Source organism: Arthrobacter sp. TJ-170 (genome assembly GCF_058269305.1).
Map to the genome: position 1 here is coordinate 97874 of NZ_JBZCNL010000008.1, position 14156 is coordinate 112029.

Consider the following 14156-nt stretch of genomic DNA (forward strand, 5'->3'; position numbering starts at 1 on the left):
CTAGAGGATCCCGAGGTTGCGCCTCAGTTCGTAAGGGGTCACCTGGATCCGGTAGTCATGCCACTCGGCACGTTTGTTGCGGAGAAAATTCTCATACACCTGCTCGCCGAGGATTTCGGCAACCAGTTCGGAATCCTCCATGGCACGGACGGCGTCGTGCAGGCTGGCCGGCAACGGATCGTGGCCCATTGCACGCCGTTCCGCTGCTGTGAGGCTCCAGACGTCGTCTTCGGCTCCGGGCGGCAGATCGTAGCCCTCTTCAATACCCTTCAGGCCCGCACCGAGCAGCACAGAGTATGCAAGGTAAGGGTTGGTGGCCGAGTCTATGCCGCGGTACTCGATGCGTGCGGACTGGCCCTTGTTCGGCTTGTACAGCGGGACCCGCACCAGGGCGGATCGGTTGTTGTGTCCCCAGGACAGGTAGCTCGGAGCTTCACCGCCGCCCCACAGGCGTTTGTAGGAGTTGACGAACTGGTTCGTTACTGCGGTGAATTCAGGTGCATGGTGCAGGATGCCGGCGATGAACTGGCGTGCCGTTTTCGAGAGCTGGAACTCGGCGCCCGCTTCGAAGAACGCATTGGTGTCACCCTCGAACAGCGAAAAGTGTGTGTGCATGCCGGAGCCGGGGTGGTCGGAGAAAGGCTTGGGCATGAACGTTGCGTAGCTGTTCTGCGTCAGCGCCACCTCCTTGATCACCGTGCGGAACGTCATGATGTTGTCTGCGGTCTGCAGTGCGTCGGCGTAGCGGAGGTCGATCTCGTTCTGCCCCGGGCCTGCCTCATGGTGGCTGAACTCGACTGAAATGCCGACTGACTCGAGCATCGCGACGGCGGTCCGCCGGAAGTCCTGGGCAACCCCGCCGGGTACGTGGTCGAAGTATCCCGCCTGATCCACGGGAACGGGCTGGCCGTCCGGGCCAAGCTCGTCCGACTTGAGCAGGTAGAACTCGATCTCTGGGTGCGTGTAGCACGTGAAACCCATGTCGGCGGCTTTGGCCAGGGTCCGCTTCAGCACTCCACGCGGATCGGCCGACGACGGCTGGCCGTCGGGAGTGAGGATGTCGCAGAACATCCGGGACGTCTGCTCTTTCTCACCGCGCCACGGAAGAATCTGGAAGGTGGAGGGATCCGGCTGGGCGAGCATGTCCGACTCGAAGACCCGCGCCAGCCCTTCGATCGAGGATCCGTCGAAGCCGAGGCCCTCCTCGAACGCACCCTCTACCTCCGCCGGCGCGAGCGCCACCGACTTCAGCGAGCCAACGACGTCGGTGAACCAGAGCCGCACGAAACGGACGTCACGTTCCTCGATGGTGCGTAGGACGAACTCCTGCTGACGATCCATTCCAACCTCTTTCCCACTTCACAGCTTTTCCCACTGCCCGTCGGCCGCGACGGTCTCCCCACAACCGGAGCGTCTGCTCCGCAGTCCGCTGCTCACTTTACTGACAATGCCACGCCAACGCGGAACCTCGTCCCCCGGAACCACGCCCCGTACAGTATGCGGGGCTTGTGTTACGCGGGCATTACCCGTGAAGTAGGCTCGTGGTCATGAATTCCGCGGAAATCCCAGCCCCTTACGGCACCGGATCGCTGCCCGGCAGCACGCCGTCCTCCCCGCCGGTGGCCCGGATCCGGACCCATCATCTGCAGGCCGCGAAAGACGAGGGCAGGCGCTTTGCCATGCTCACAGCCTACGACCAGTACGCTGCCGAGATTTTCGATGCTGCCGGTATAGAGGTGCTCCTTGTCGGGGACTCAGCGGCGAACAACGTATTGGGTCACGCCACCACCCTGCCTATCACTCTCGACGAGATGATCCTGTTCTCCCGAGCAGTGGCAAGGGGCGCGAGCCGCGCGCTTGTGATCGCGGACCTGCCGTTCGGGAGCTATGAGGTTTCTCCTGCGCAGGGCGTCGAATCGTCCGTTCGTCTGATGAAGGAAGGCCTCGTGCACGCCGTGAAGATGGAAGGTGGAGCCAATTACGCGGATACTGTGCGCGCCATCGTCCGTGCAGGCATTCCCGTTATGGCTCACGTCGGCTTCACGCCGCAGAGCGAGCATTCACTCGGCGGCTACCGCGTCCAGGGCAGGGGCGACGCCGCCCGGCAAGTGGTTGACGACGCCGTCGCCCTCGCCGAAGCGGGAGCCTTCTGCGTGCTGATGGAAATGGTGCCCGCCGACGTCGCGGCTGAAATTGACCGGACGGTCAGTGTGCCGACCATCGGTATCGGGGCGGGTTCGGCAACCACCGGGCAAGTGCTGGTGTGGCAGGACATGGCCGGCATGCGCTCGGGTAAGCAGGCCAAGTTCGTCAAACAGTTCGCGGATGTCCGCTCGGTCCTCGCCGATGCTGCCCGTGCTTACGGCGACCAGGTCCGGGACGGGAGTTTTCCCGGCCCGGAGCACAGTTTCTAGGCAGACCCCTTTGGGGTCCGCGGCGCGCTATTCTTCATCCTGAGCCTCCCAGGCCCGGTTGCGCTCCTGTACCTTTTCCAACGCCCGCTCCGCTTCCGCCCGTGTGGGGTATGGCCCAATGAGCTGGCTCCAGTCGGACTGTGCGTCCTCTTCAACCTCATGCGTTCGGACGTTATACCAGTACTCCACCATCGCGGCCTCCTTAGTCTTACTTTCACTTTCGGCTCCGTGGTTCCACACCGATAGGATCTAGCGTATGCCCCACCATTCCTCTACCGCACCCGTCGGCACGCTCACGCAGGGGACCCTCAGCCCTCCCCGCAAGGTGCCGTCGTCGATTCAGCGCCCGGAGTATGTGGGCCGGCCGGGTCCCGCGAAGTTCGAAGGGTCCGAGGTCAAGTCCCCTGAGATGATCGAGCGGATCCGTCGGGCGGGCAAGATCGCAGCACAGGCTATTCAGGAGGTCGGCCGCCACATCAAGCCGGGCGTCACCACAGATGAGCTGGATGCAGTCGGGCACCAGTTCATAATCGACCATGGAGCCTACCCGTCCACGCTCGGTTACCGCGGGTTCCCGAAGTCGCTGTGCTCCTCGCTCAACGAGGTCATCTGTCACGGCATTCCAGACTCGACTGTGCTCACCGACGGCGACATCATCAACATTGACATCACCGCCTACATTGACGGTGTGCACGGGGACACCAACTACACGTTCCTGGTCGGCGAGGTCGACGAAGAATCGCGTCTGCTGGTCCAGCGCACCCAGGAGTCCCTGAACAGGGCAATCAAGGTGGTTGCGCCCGGGCGCGAAATAAACGTCATCGGCCGTGCCATTGAGTCCTACGCGAAGAGGTTCGGCTACGGTGTTGTGCGGGACTTCACAGGTCACGGAGTCGGCGAAGCCTTCCACACGGGGCTGATCATTCCCCATTATGATGCCGCGCCGGCCTACAACCGGATCATCGAACCCGGAATGGTCTTCACCATTGAACCCATGCTTACCCTCGGAACCATCGAGTGGGACATGTGGGCCGATGACTGGACCGTCGTTACCAAGGACCGGAAGCGCACCGCCCAGTTCGAGCACACGCTGGTGGTGACCGAGACCGGCGCCGACGTGCTGACGCTCCTCTAGCAAGACCAGCAGCACTTGCGCGCCACCCTGTGCGCTGACCGAACACACTCGAAACGATCCCTGGAGAATCATGGGCAAGAACAGCGACAAGAAGAAGGACGGCAGGAAGCTGCCCTCCACGGTTATTGGTATTGATATCGGCGGCACCGGCATCAAGGGCGGCATTGTCGACCTTGCCGCCGGGGCGATTCTGGGCGATCGATTCCGTGTGGAGACGCCGCGGCCGGCCACACCGGAGGCAGTCGCCGTCGTCGTCGCCGACATCGTCGCCGAGCTGTCCACCCGGGAAGGTGCGCCGCCGCAATCGCTGCCCATCGGAGTGACCTTCCCGGCGATCATCCAGCACGGTGTTGCACGCTCAGCGGCCAACGTCGACGAGAGCTGGATCGACACCGACGTTGATGCCCTGTTCACCAGGGTCCTTGGCCGTGATGTGCACGTCATCAATGACGCGGACGCCGCCGGTCTTGCAGAGGTTCAGTACGGTGCCGGCAAGGGCGTCAACGGTACGGTCCTTGTGATCACCCTCGGCACCGGCATAGGTTCGGCCTTCATCTTCGACGGCAAGCTCGTTCCAAATGCGGAGCTCGGGCACCTCGAGATCGACGGACACGACGCCGAAACCCAGGCATCAGCCGTTGCCCGCGAACGACTGGGGCTGGACTGGGAGGAGTACTCCGTCAAACTGCAGCGCTACTTCTCACACGTCGAGTTCCTGTTTTCGCCCGAACTCTTCATTGTGGGCGGCGGCATTTCCAAGCGCAGCAAGGACTTCCTGCCCAACCTGTCGCTGCGCACGCCCATCATCCCTGCAGAGCTGCGGAACCATGCAGGCATTGTCGGAGCAGCACTGCAGGCGGCGCTTCACTTCAAAAGCGAGCCCGTCGAGGCGCAGCCCATCGAAGTGAAGTAATGCAGGCGGCCGTGGTTCCAGCGGCCTGAAGCACGGCCTTGTTGGTGCCGGTGGTGGCAGCGGCTTCCCCTCCGCGGCCACCACCGGAGATCAGGTGGCCGTAAGCGGCCGTTGTGTGCCGGCGGGAACCTTGCCCGCCGCATTCTCCGCTTCGCGGCGAAGTTTCTCGATAGCCTTCTCGAAGTCCTCAAGCGAGTCGAAGCCCTGGTACACGCTGGCGAAGCGAAGGTAGGCTACCTGGTCCAGCTTCTGGAGTGGCCCGAGGATAGCCAGGCCAACCTCGTGGGCATCAATCTCTGCGACGCCGCTGGCACGGATGGACTCCTCGACTTCCTGCGCCAGAAGGGCCAGGTCATCTTCCGTGACCGGACGGCCCTGACACGCCTTGCGCACGCCGCTGATCACCTTGCTCCTGCTGAATGGCTCGGCCACTCCCGAACGCTTGATGACAGCCAGGCTGGTGGTCTCCACCGTCGTGAAGCGCTTGCCGCATTCAGGGCACTGCCGACGACGGCGAATTGCTGATCCGTCATCAGTCAGCCGGCTGTCCACGACCCGGGAGTCGGAACTGCGGCAGAACGGACAGTACATGCCACACCTCGTCTCAGCTCAAGCGAATTGACCATTTGATCGGATAACAGACGGCTTTTGCAGCCGTGCCATCAACTCATTCTAGAACTAGATGTAGTGAAACTACAACAGTGTCATTACTACATGTAGTGGTCGCCCCGCTTGCCGATGAACCGCAGAATCTATGAAGACTCAGGGAAGCGGACACGTACTGCATCGCCGTGCCCGGGCAGGTCCTCCGCCTGCGCAAGCTGGATGACGTGTTCGCTGACCTCTCGCAGTGCGTCGGCACTGTAGTCAATGACCTGCATGGCACGCAGGAAGGTAAACACGCTCAGCCCCGAAGCAAACGCCGCTGTCCCGGCAGTAGGCAGGACGTGGTTGGAGCCGGCACAATAGTCGCCGAGACTCACCGGGCTGTAGTCACCCACGAACACGGCCCCGGCATTACGGATGCGAGCAGCAACCGTTGATGCCGCTGCCGTGTGGATCTCGAGGTGTTCCGCAGCGTACGCGTCACATACCGCGATGCCGTGATCGACGTCGTCCACCAGGATGGTGCCGGACTGGGGTCCGGCCAGTGCTGTCTCTACCCGCTCGCGGTGCCGGGTGGACTCAACCTGGACCGACAGCTCCGCACGCACCGCGGCCGCTAGCTCAGCCGAGGGTGTGATCAGCACCGAGGCGGCGTTGGGATCGTGTTCGGCCTGGCTGATGAGATCAGCAGCGACAAGCCGGGGCTGAGCCGTGCCATCCGCCAGCACAGCGATCTCCGTGGTGCCGGCTTCGGCGTCGATACCAACGACTCCCTTGACCAGCCGCTTCGCTGTAGCGACGTAGATGTTCCCCGGACCGGTGACAACGTCCACCGGCTCGACCGCCTCGCGGCCGTCGTCACCAGGCACTCCGTAGGCAAAGGAAGCAATCGCCTGAGCGCCGCCGATTCCGTACACCTCATCGACGCCCAGCAGCTCCGCAGCCGCCAGGATCACCGGGTGGGGCAATCCTCCGAAGTTTTTGTGCGGCGGCGATGCCAGTGCGATGGATTCCACGCCGGCAGCCTGCGCGGGCACCACATTCATGATGACCGACGACGCCAGCACTGCCAGCCCGCCGGGGACGTAGAGCCCCACCCTTCCCACCGGCACCCAGCGTTGGGTAAGTGTTGCGCCGGGGCGGATGTCGACGACGATGTCCTCCGGCTTCTGTGCCAGTGCGAAGGTTCGAGCGCGGGCGATGGACTCCTCCAGTGCCGCGCGCACATCGGGCGCGAGTGATCGGAGAGCTTCACGCAGAGCTTCGGCCGGAACCCGGGGGTGGACCTGGTCAACATCATCGAACCGCTGCGCCAGCTCACTGAGGGCATCGAACCCGCGAGTGCGGACGTCGGCGATGATGCCTTCGACGCGCGAGGCGACAGAATCAAAAGACGCCGTGGTGCTCCGCGGCATGGCGGCCCTCAGCTCGGCTGCGGACAGATGGGTTCCGCGCAGGTCAATCGTGCGGAAGGCGTCATAGGAAATTGATGCGGTCTGAGCAGTCACAGGCGCAATTCTACCGGCGGCTGACTTTGCTCCTGCCACTTCCGCTTCCTGAACCGTTACCCCTTCTGCCGAACGAGCAGCAGCGCGAGCAGCGAGGACAGGAAGACCACCAGGGCCGCCGCTGCGGGCCAGATCATTGCCACCCCTAGGGAGCGCAGGACAAAGGGGAACTCGGTATCTCCGCCCGGGAACAGGAACCCGAGCCCCTGCCCTACCGCGACGGCCAGGACGGAACCCAATATGCTTCCTGCAACAGCGGCGCACACGCGTTGCCACGCCCCCGGTAGGTCCACGCGGTTGGCCAGCAGCCACCCGACGACGACGCCGGCCACAAGTTCCAGACCGCCCAGCACCAGATCGCGGACCAGCCACGTCTCGGCCGTCGCGCGGTCACCGTAAAGTGCGCCCCCAGGTGCAGCGACCCACCAGATCACGCCAAGGACAGGGCCCAGCAGTGTCATTGCCGCGGCCCACCAGAGCAGCGACGACGGGGGTACCGGCGTCTGGGTGGCCGGACCGGCATACACCGGTGGCGGATAAGTACCGGGCTCCGCGGCTGACTCCTGCATCTGTTTACTCTAACCGTGCAGAACTGTGCGGATCACGCATCGAGACACGTTGGCCCGAGCAGTACTTTGAGGTCTCCGAACAGCGCCGGCGTGGGATTGACCCGAAGGTCGACCGGCAGCGAGAGCACCGCCAACTGCCGTTCCTTGCGCACGTGCAGCCGCACCTCGGAGTTCCCGCGGTGCTGCCTCAACACGGACCCGAGCTCATGGATCACCGGCTCGGTAGCCCTGTGGTGGAGCATGGAGATGACCACCGGCCCGGAGTGGCCCTCGGTCAGGTCCGGAACAGAGAGCTCCTGCGCATTCAGCGTGACAGTACCGTCGTCGCGCCGCTGCAGGCGTCCGCGGACCACCACGATCAGGTCCTCCTCCAGCACCGAGGCGATGGGCCCGTACACCTGACCGAAGAACATGACCTCCATCGACCCGCCGAGGTCCTCGATCTCTGCCCTGGCGTACGCATTGCCGCTGTTTTTGGCGATCCGGCGCTGCAGAGAGGTGATCATGCCGGCGATGGTCACCGAGGCGCCGTCGGCCGGGCCGTCTTCCCCGATGATCGAAGTGATTGCCGAGTCGGCATGCTGGCTAAGGAGCCCCTCAAGACCCTGCAGCGGGTGGTCGGAAACATACAGTCCAAGCATGTCGCGTTCGAAAGCGAGCTTGTCCTTCTTGGCCCACTCCGGCAGATCGGGTACCTCAACCGAAAGGCCGGTCCCGGCGCCCGGATCGTCGAAGGCACTGAAAAGATCGAACTGGTTGGCGGCCTCGTTCCGTTTCAGTACGACGACGGAATCCACCGCTTCCTCATGGATCATCGCCAGCGCGCGGCGAGGATGTCCCAGCGAGTCGAAGGCGCCGGCCTTGATGAGCGACTCAATGGTCCGCTTGTTGCAGACTACCGAGGGAACCTTCTGCAGGAAGTCCGAGAAGGAACTGAATGCGCCCTTCTCCTCGCGGGCACCCACCATGGCCGCCACCACGTTGGCGCCGACGTTTCGAATTGCGCCCATGCCGAAGCGGATATCCGTGCCGACAGGGGTGAAGTTCACGCTGGACTCGTTGACGTCGGGCGGCAGCACCGTGATGCCCATACGACGGCACTCGTTGAGGTAGAGCGCAAGCTTGTCCTTGTCATCTCCCACGCTGGTGAGCAGGGCCGCCATGTACTCGGAGGGATAGTGGGCCTTGAGGTAGGCGGTCCAGTACGCCACCACACCGTAGGCGGCGGAGTGCGCCTTGTTGAACGCGTAGTCCGAGAAGGGCAGGAGGATGTCCCAGAGGGTCTTGACCGCGGCATCGGAATAGCCGCTGTCCTTCATGCCCTGGGAGAATCCGGCGAACTGCTTGTCCAGCTCCTCTTTCTTCTTCTTGCCCATGGCGCGGCGGAGGATATCTGCCTGACCCAGCGAGTATCCGGCGACCTTCTGCGCGATGGCCATAACCTGCTCCTGATACACGATCAGGCCGTACGTGGTGTTCAGGATCTCGGCGAGCGGTTCCTCGAGCTCCGGATGAATCGGAGTGATTTCCTGGACTCCGGTCTTCCGCAGCGCGTAGTTCGTGTGCGAATTGGCTCCCATGGGGCCCGGCCGGTAGAGCGCAATAACAGCCGAGATGTCCTCGAAGTTGTCAGGACGCATCAACTTGAGCAGCGAACGCATGGGCCCGCCGTCGAGCTGGAAAACACCCAGCGTGTCACCGCGGGCTAGCAGTTCGTAGGACTCCTTGTCCTCGAGCGGCAGTGTCTCGAGGTCAAGCTCGAAGTCGCGGTTGAGCTTGATGTTCTCAAGCGCGTCGGTCATGATCGTCAGGTTTCGCAGCCCGAGGAAGTCCATCTTGATCAGGCCGAGGCCCTCACAGGTCGGGTAGTCGAACTGCGTGATGATCTGGCCGTCCTGATCCCGGCGCATGATCGGGATGATGTCGATCAGGGGCTCCGAGGACATGATGACGCCGGCGGCGTGGACGCCCCACTGCCGTTTCAGGCCCTCAAGCCCCAGGGCGGTCTCGAAGACCTTCTGCGCGTCGGCGTCGGCCTTAAGCAGTTCCCGTAGCTCCTCGGCTTCCGAGTAGCGCTTGGCTTCCTTGTTGTGGACATCGGCCAACTGGATGCCCTTGCCCATGACATCCGGCGGCATTGCCTTGGTGAGCCGCTCCCCCATGGAGAACGGATAACCCATGACGCGCGATGAATCCTTCAGCGCCTGCTTGGCTTTGATCGTTCCGTAGGTGACGATCATGGCCACACGTTCGTCGCCGTACTTCTCCGTCACGTACCGGATTACTTCCGCACGGCGGCGATCATCGAAGTCGACGTCGAAGTCGGGCATGGAGACGCGGTCAGGGTTGAGGAAGCGTTCGAAGATCAGCCCGTGGCGCAACGGATCGAGGTCCGTGATGCGCATGGCGTACGCAGCCATGGAACCGGCGCCCGAACCACGGCCGGGACCAACCCGGATTCCGTTGTTCTTGGCCCAGTTGATGAAGTCGGCGACCACCAGGAAGTACCCGGGGAAGCCCATCTGCGAGATGACCCCGACCTCGTAGTCCGCCTGCTTGCGGACATCGTCCGGGATTCCCTCGGGGTAACGGTAATGGAGGCCCTTCTCCACTTCCTTGACGAACCAGGACTGCTCGTTCTCCCCTGCGGGAACGGGGAACCTCGGCATGTAGTTGGCGTTGGTGTTGAATTCGACCTCACACCGCTCGGCGATGAGAAGAGTGTTGTCACAGGCATCCGGGTAGTCGCGGAAGATCGCCCGCATCTCCGCTGGCGACTTCAGGTAGAACTCGTCCGCGTCGAACTTGAACCGCTTGGGATCCGCCATGGTGGAACCGGACTGCACGCACAGCAGCGCCGCGTGGGCTTTGGCGTCCTCCGCATGGGTGTAGTGCAGGTCATTGGTTGCAACGAGGGGCAGGCCAAGCTCACGGGCCAGCTTAATGAGGTCGGCCTGGACGTTCCGTTCGATGTCGAGCCCGTGGTCCATGAGCTCGCAGAAGAAGTTGTCCCGGCCGAAAATGTCACGGAAATCCGACGCTGCCTGGACTGCCTCCCGGTAGAGGCCGAGCCGCAGCTTTGTCTGAACCTCACCCGAGGGGCAGCCTGTGGTTCCGATCAGACCCTTCCCGTAGGTCTGCAGCAGGTCGCGGTCCATACGCGGCTTGTAGAGGTAGCCCTCCAGAGAGGCCAGGGAGGACATTCGGAAAAGGTTGTGCATTCCCTCCGTGGTCTCGGACCACAGAGTCATGTGGGTGTAAGCACCGGCGCCCGAGACGTCGTCGCGTCCGCCACCGCCCCATTGGACGCGCGTCTTGTCCGCGCGTGCGGTCCCCGGCGTGAGGTAAGCCTCGACGCCGACGATCGGTTTGACGCCCGCGTTGCGCGCCTTGTTCCAGAAGTCGAAAGCGCCGAACACGAACCCGTGGTCGGTGGTAGCCAGCGCATTCATGCCGAGTTCGGTTGTATGACTGAACAGATCGTTCAGACGGGCGGCACCATCGAGCATCGAATACTCGGTGTGGTTGTGAAGGTGGACGAAGGAGGAGGACGGAGCTGAGGAAACCACCAACTCATTCTAGCGAGCACCGGTGACGGTTCCGGGCACGCCGGGCGGGTGTCGGTTCTCAGACCGTCCCGCTGGCCAGCGCGTCGAGGGCATACTGCAGATCCATGGGGAATCCGCTCTCAACGACAACCCGCTCCCCGCTGCGTGGGTGCTCGAAGGAGAGCATGCTGGCGTGCAGCCACTGCCGGGTAAGTCCCAGCTCGGCGGCGAGCCGCGGATCGGCGCCGTAGGTCAGGTCACCGGCGCAGGGATGCCTGAGTGCGGAGAAGTGCACGCGGATCTGGTGGGTCCGGCCGGTTTCCAGCCGCACCTTGACCAGGCTCGCCTTGCCGAATGCTTCCTCCACCGCATAATGGGTGACCGAGGGGCGGCCGTCCTCCATCACGGCGAATTTCCAGTCGTGCGCCGGATGACGCCCGATGGGTGCCTCTATTGTTCCCTCGAGGGGGTCTGGCAGGCCCTGAACCAGGGCGTGATACTGCTTGTCGACGGTACGGTCCCGGAAAGCCTGTTTGAGAGCGGTATAGGCGTGCTCACTCTTAGCAACCACCATCGCACCGGAGGTGCCGACGTCGAGCCTGTGAACGATGCCCACACGCTCAGGGGCACCGGAGGTGGAAATCCGATAACCGGCAGCAGCAAGAGCTCCAACAACAGTTGGGCCAACCCAACCCGGCGAGGGGTGGGCGGCAACGCCCACCGGCTTGTCGATGACTACGAAGTCATCCTCATCAAGAAGTATCCCCATCCCCTCAACAGGCTCGGCCACGATCTGCAGCGGGTCCGGTTCATCCGGTACGACGACGGTGAGCCGGCTCCCCGGCACCGCGCGGACCGACTTCTGCACGGCCGCACCGTCCATGGTGACGTAACCGGCACTGCACCACGCCGCAACTGCCGAGCGGGAGGTTCCCATCAACTCTGCCAGGACGGCATCTACGCGCTGGCCTGCTGCCGACTCTGGAATGTCATAGGTGCTAGGCGCGTTCGTCATCGACCACCTCGGTACCGTTTGCCTGCTCCTGCTCTTCATTGCTGCGCCGTCCGTCCAGACCGATGCCGCGAAGGGTAAGCAGACAGATAAGAATGACACCGCTCACGACGGCGGTGTCAGCGATGTTGAAGATTGCGAAGTTAGGCAGGGCTATGAAGTCGACGACATGCCCCTGGCCGAAGGAGGGTTCGCGGAACAGCCTGTCGGTGAAGTTACCGAGGGCGCCACCCAGAACAAGCCCGAGCGCGATCGCCCAGCCTTTCGAGGCGACCTTGCCAATCTGGCTGATGATGGCGATCGAGACAAGGGCCTGAATTATGGTGAATACCCAGGTGATCTCGGTGCCGATGGAGAACGCCGCGCCCGAGTTGCGGATGAAGTGCCAGCTCAGAACGGGTGGCAGCACCTCGGTGACCTGGCCCTCCACCATGGTGGAGACAACCCAGATCTTGGTGAGCTGATCGATGATGTAAGCGACGAGCGCGAAAGCAATCAGGAGCAGTGCGTATCTTGCTCCGATGCGTTTGCCATGCTTGCGGTGCCTACGGCCTGAATCGGGGCCTGAGGCGGGAGGATGCTCGGTCATGATGCTTTCAGTTGTACGCGCCGGAGGCGGCGATGGACGCGGGCTCACATCCAGAGTACGGCAGAGGCCAGCCGCCGGATAAACCGGCGACTGGCCTCAATGGAACCTTGGCTACTGTTTAGACGTCAGCCGTTTCTGTTGCGACGGAACCACGGGAATCGAGGTCGCGCAGCTGTCCCTCGATGTATGCCTTGAGGCGGGAGCGGTAGTCGCGCTCGAAGCTGCGGAGCTGCTCCACCTTGCGCTCGAGAACGGACTTCTGCTGCTCGAGGGCACCGAGAATCTTGCGGCTCTTATCCTGGGCATCATTGACGAGGCCGCTGGCTTCAATCTGTGCCTCGGCGATGATCTTGTCGCGCTGCTCAACACCCGCATTGACATACTCATCGTGAAGCTTCTGTGCCATGGCGAGAACGCCGGCAGCCGACTCAGCGGTGGCGGTCTGCTGAACGGGAGCGGCTGCAGCAGCCGGCTGGGGAGCAGGACGATCTTCTGCCTTCGGCGCTTCAGCCTTGGGCTCCTCGGGCTTCTCTTCCTCGCGGACCTCTTCGGTCTTGGTGCTGGCGGCGACGGGAGCCGGGACCGCAGCGTTCTGCGCCGTGCCCGTGGAAACTTCCGAAAGCTGGCGGCGAAGGTCGTCGTTCTCCTGGTTCAGGCGACGCAGTTCGACGACGATCTCGTCGAGGAAATCGTCTACCTCGTCCTGGTCGTAGCCCTCACGGAACTTGGTGGGCTGAAACCGCTTGTTGACAACATCTTCTGGCGTCAGGGCCATCTGGTCACCTCATAGTGGATTAGTCGAAGCCGCCTGTAGAGCAGACCTGACAACGGTACTGAAAATTGTGGACGAGCTCGTGGAGGCTGACCCTCCTGCTTCACACAATATGTGAGTCAGCGTATATCTTTTAGATCTCGAAAACTAACCGGATCAGGCCACTGCCAACGAGCCGGCGATGGTCTTGAGAATCGTGGCCCCAAGAAACACCACGATGAACGCCATGTCGAGTGACACGCCGCCCAGCCGGAGAGGCGGAATCAGCCGACGGAACAACCGGATGGGCGGATCCGTCACCGCGTACACCATGGAGGCAAGAACAAGTGCAAGCCTGCGGGGACGCCAGTTGCGGGCAAACATCTGGACGGCGTCATAGACGATACGGATGATCAGCGCGAGCTGGAACAGCATCAGCACCAGGTAAAGCAGGGCGAAGACCAAGCTCACGTGTCAGTCACAGTCCTCTGGCATGAACGGAATAGTTACCAGTACCAGTAAAGCGCGTCAGCTTTGATTGAAGAAACTCGCCTGCTCATCGCTGGCCTTCTGATCTTCGCCGAGAACCTCGATGTAGGAGGGGGACAACAGGAACACCTTGTTGGTAACACGCTCGATCGAACCATGGAGGCCGAAGACGAGTCCTGCGGAAAAATCGACGAGCCGCTTCGCGTCAGACTCGCCCATGTCTGTGACGTTCATGATGACTGGAATGCCGTCGCGAAAGCTTTCTCCGATGATCTTCGCGTCATTGTAGGAGCGCGGGTGCACCGTGGTGATCTGGCGGAGCGATGAAGCGTCTTCACGCGTGGACTGGGCGCGCTTGATGGGGGTAACCGGGGCGCGGTACTCCTCGGGAGCCGCCTTCACCACCGGCGGAGCCTCGACATGGCGCTCGTCACGGTCGTAGTCCACGGAGTAGTCCTCATTCCTGCTGTGAGATGTCTTGGGTTCAGGCTCGTAGTGCTCATCACCGTCGGCGAGCCCAAGGTAGATCATTGTCTTGCGCAGTGCGCCAGCCATGGTAGCTCCTGTCATTCCTTCGTCATGCACGATCGCCCAGGCACGTCCTGGATTGCCCGCGGTTACA

The 14156-nt window shown here is 62.7% G+C and carries 14 protein-coding genes; 3 read left to right on the forward strand and 11 right to left on the reverse strand.

Going from position 1 to position 14156, the window contains the following annotated elements; genetic code table 11:
• Positions 1-1341, reverse strand: a complete 1341-nt coding sequence (locus tag AC4D1W_RS14530; protein WP_490892396.1) for a glutamine synthetase family protein — start codon at positions 1339-1341, stop codon at positions 1-3.
• A 206-nt stretch (positions 1342-1547) separates the two neighbouring features.
• Here AC4D1W_RS14530 and panB point away from each other — a divergent pair, with 206 nt between their 5' ends.
• Positions 1548-2414 carry a 3-methyl-2-oxobutanoate hydroxymethyltransferase gene (panB, locus tag AC4D1W_RS14535; protein ID WP_490892397.1) on the forward strand — a complete coding sequence of 289 codons (867 nt, stop codon included), beginning with the start codon at positions 1548-1550 and terminating at the stop codon, positions 2412-2414.
• Positions 2415-2441: 27 nt separating this feature from the next.
• Here panB and AC4D1W_RS14540 read toward each other — a convergent pair whose 3' ends face one another.
• Positions 2442-2606, reverse strand: coding sequence for an SPOR domain-containing protein (locus tag AC4D1W_RS14540; RefSeq protein WP_490892398.1), 165 nt, complete (start codon positions 2604-2606; stop codon positions 2442-2444).
• A gap of 64 nt (positions 2607-2670) precedes the next feature.
• Here AC4D1W_RS14540 and map point away from each other — a divergent pair, with 64 nt between their 5' ends.
• Positions 2671-3549: a type I methionyl aminopeptidase gene (gene map / locus AC4D1W_RS14545; RefSeq protein ID WP_490899194.1), complete on the forward strand. Its 879-nt coding sequence runs from the start codon at positions 2671-2673 to the stop codon at positions 3547-3549.
• A gap of 70 nt (positions 3550-3619) precedes the next feature.
• On the forward strand, positions 3620-4462 hold the full coding sequence (gene ppgK / locus AC4D1W_RS14550) for a polyphosphate--glucose phosphotransferase (RefSeq protein ID WP_490892400.1): 843 nt from the start codon (positions 3620-3622) through the stop codon (positions 4460-4462).
• A 90-nt stretch (positions 4463-4552) separates the two neighbouring features.
• Here ppgK and nrdR read toward each other — a convergent pair whose 3' ends face one another.
• The 9 genes from nrdR to AC4D1W_RS14595 form a co-directional block, all read right to left on the reverse strand.
• Positions 4553-5053 carry a transcriptional regulator NrdR gene (gene nrdR, locus AC4D1W_RS14555; protein ID WP_490892401.1) on the reverse strand — a complete coding sequence of 167 codons (501 nt, stop codon included), beginning with the start codon at positions 5051-5053 and terminating at the stop codon, positions 4553-4555.
• A gap of 161 nt (positions 5054-5214) precedes the next feature.
• Positions 5215-6576 (reverse strand): histidinol dehydrogenase, encoded by a 1362-nt coding sequence (hisD, locus tag AC4D1W_RS14560; RefSeq protein ID WP_490892402.1) that lies wholly within the window; start codon positions 6574-6576, stop codon positions 5215-5217.
• A gap of 56 nt (positions 6577-6632) precedes the next feature.
• On the reverse strand, positions 6633-7145 hold the full coding sequence (locus tag AC4D1W_RS14565; RefSeq protein WP_490892403.1) for a hypothetical protein: 513 nt from the start codon (positions 7143-7145) through the stop codon (positions 6633-6635).
• Positions 7146-7177: 32 nt separating this feature from the next.
• Positions 7178-10714, reverse strand: a complete 3537-nt coding sequence (dnaE, locus tag AC4D1W_RS14570) for a DNA polymerase III subunit alpha (RefSeq protein WP_490892404.1) — start codon at positions 10712-10714, stop codon at positions 7178-7180.
• Positions 10715-10772: 58 nt separating this feature from the next.
• Entirely contained in the window at positions 10773-11708 is a 936-nt protein-coding gene (locus AC4D1W_RS14575; RefSeq protein WP_490892405.1) for an RluA family pseudouridine synthase, read from the reverse strand.
• Entirely contained in the window at positions 11692-12294 is a 603-nt protein-coding gene (lspA, locus tag AC4D1W_RS14580; protein ID WP_490899195.1) for a signal peptidase II, read from the reverse strand. Before lspA ends, AC4D1W_RS14575 begins: the two co-directional genes overlap by 17 nt.
• A gap of 118 nt (positions 12295-12412) precedes the next feature.
• Entirely contained in the window at positions 12413-13069 is a 657-nt protein-coding gene (locus AC4D1W_RS14585; RefSeq protein WP_490892407.1) for a DivIVA domain-containing protein, read from the reverse strand.
• Between the two features lie 153 nt (positions 13070-13222).
• Positions 13223-13516: a YggT family protein gene (locus AC4D1W_RS14590; protein ID WP_490892408.1), complete on the reverse strand. Its 294-nt coding sequence runs from the start codon at positions 13514-13516 to the stop codon at positions 13223-13225.
• A 57-nt stretch (positions 13517-13573) separates the two neighbouring features.
• The gene (locus AC4D1W_RS14595; protein WP_490892409.1) at positions 13574-14089 is read right to left on the reverse strand and encodes a cell division protein SepF; all 516 of its coding nucleotides are present in this window, start codon (positions 14087-14089) and stop codon (positions 13574-13576) included.
• Between the last annotated feature and the right edge of the window lie 67 nt (positions 14090-14156).

Excerpts from the sequence above, each read along its gene's own strand:
- AC4D1W_RS14565 (WP_490892403.1), bottom strand. The coding sequence starts at position 7,145 with ATGCAGGAGTCAGCCGCGGAGCCCGGTACTTATCCGCCACCGGTGTAT.
- AC4D1W_RS14595 (WP_490892409.1), bottom strand. The coding sequence starts at position 14,089 with ATGGCTGGCGCACTGCGCAAGACAATGATCTACCTTGGGCTCGCCGAC.
- AC4D1W_RS14540 (WP_490892398.1), bottom strand. The coding sequence starts at position 2,606 with ATGGTGGAGTACTGGTATAACGTCCGAACGCATGAGGTTGAAGAGGAC.
- panB (WP_490892397.1), top strand. The coding sequence starts at position 1,548 with ATGAATTCCGCGGAAATCCCAGCCCCTTACGGCACCGGATCGCTGCCC.
- nrdR (WP_490892401.1), bottom strand. The coding sequence starts at position 5,053 with ATGTACTGTCCGTTCTGCCGCAGTTCCGACTCCCGGGTCGTGGACAGC.
- AC4D1W_RS14585 (WP_490892407.1), bottom strand. The coding sequence starts at position 13,069 with ATGGCCCTGACGCCAGAAGATGTTGTCAACAAGCGGTTTCAGCCCACC.
- lspA (WP_490899195.1), bottom strand. The coding sequence starts at position 12,294 with ATGACCGAGCATCCTCCCGCCTCAGGCCCCGATTCAGGCCGTAGGCAC.
- AC4D1W_RS14530 (WP_490892396.1), bottom strand. The coding sequence starts at position 1,341 with ATGGATCGTCAGCAGGAGTTCGTCCTACGCACCATCGAGGAACGTGAC.
- ppgK (WP_490892400.1), top strand. The coding sequence starts at position 3,620 with ATGGGCAAGAACAGCGACAAGAAGAAGGACGGCAGGAAGCTGCCCTCC.
- AC4D1W_RS14575 (WP_490892405.1), bottom strand. The coding sequence starts at position 11,708 with ATGACGAACGCGCCTAGCACCTATGACATTCCAGAGTCGGCAGCAGGC.
- map (WP_490899194.1), top strand. The coding sequence starts at position 2,671 with ATGCCCCACCATTCCTCTACCGCACCCGTCGGCACGCTCACGCAGGGG.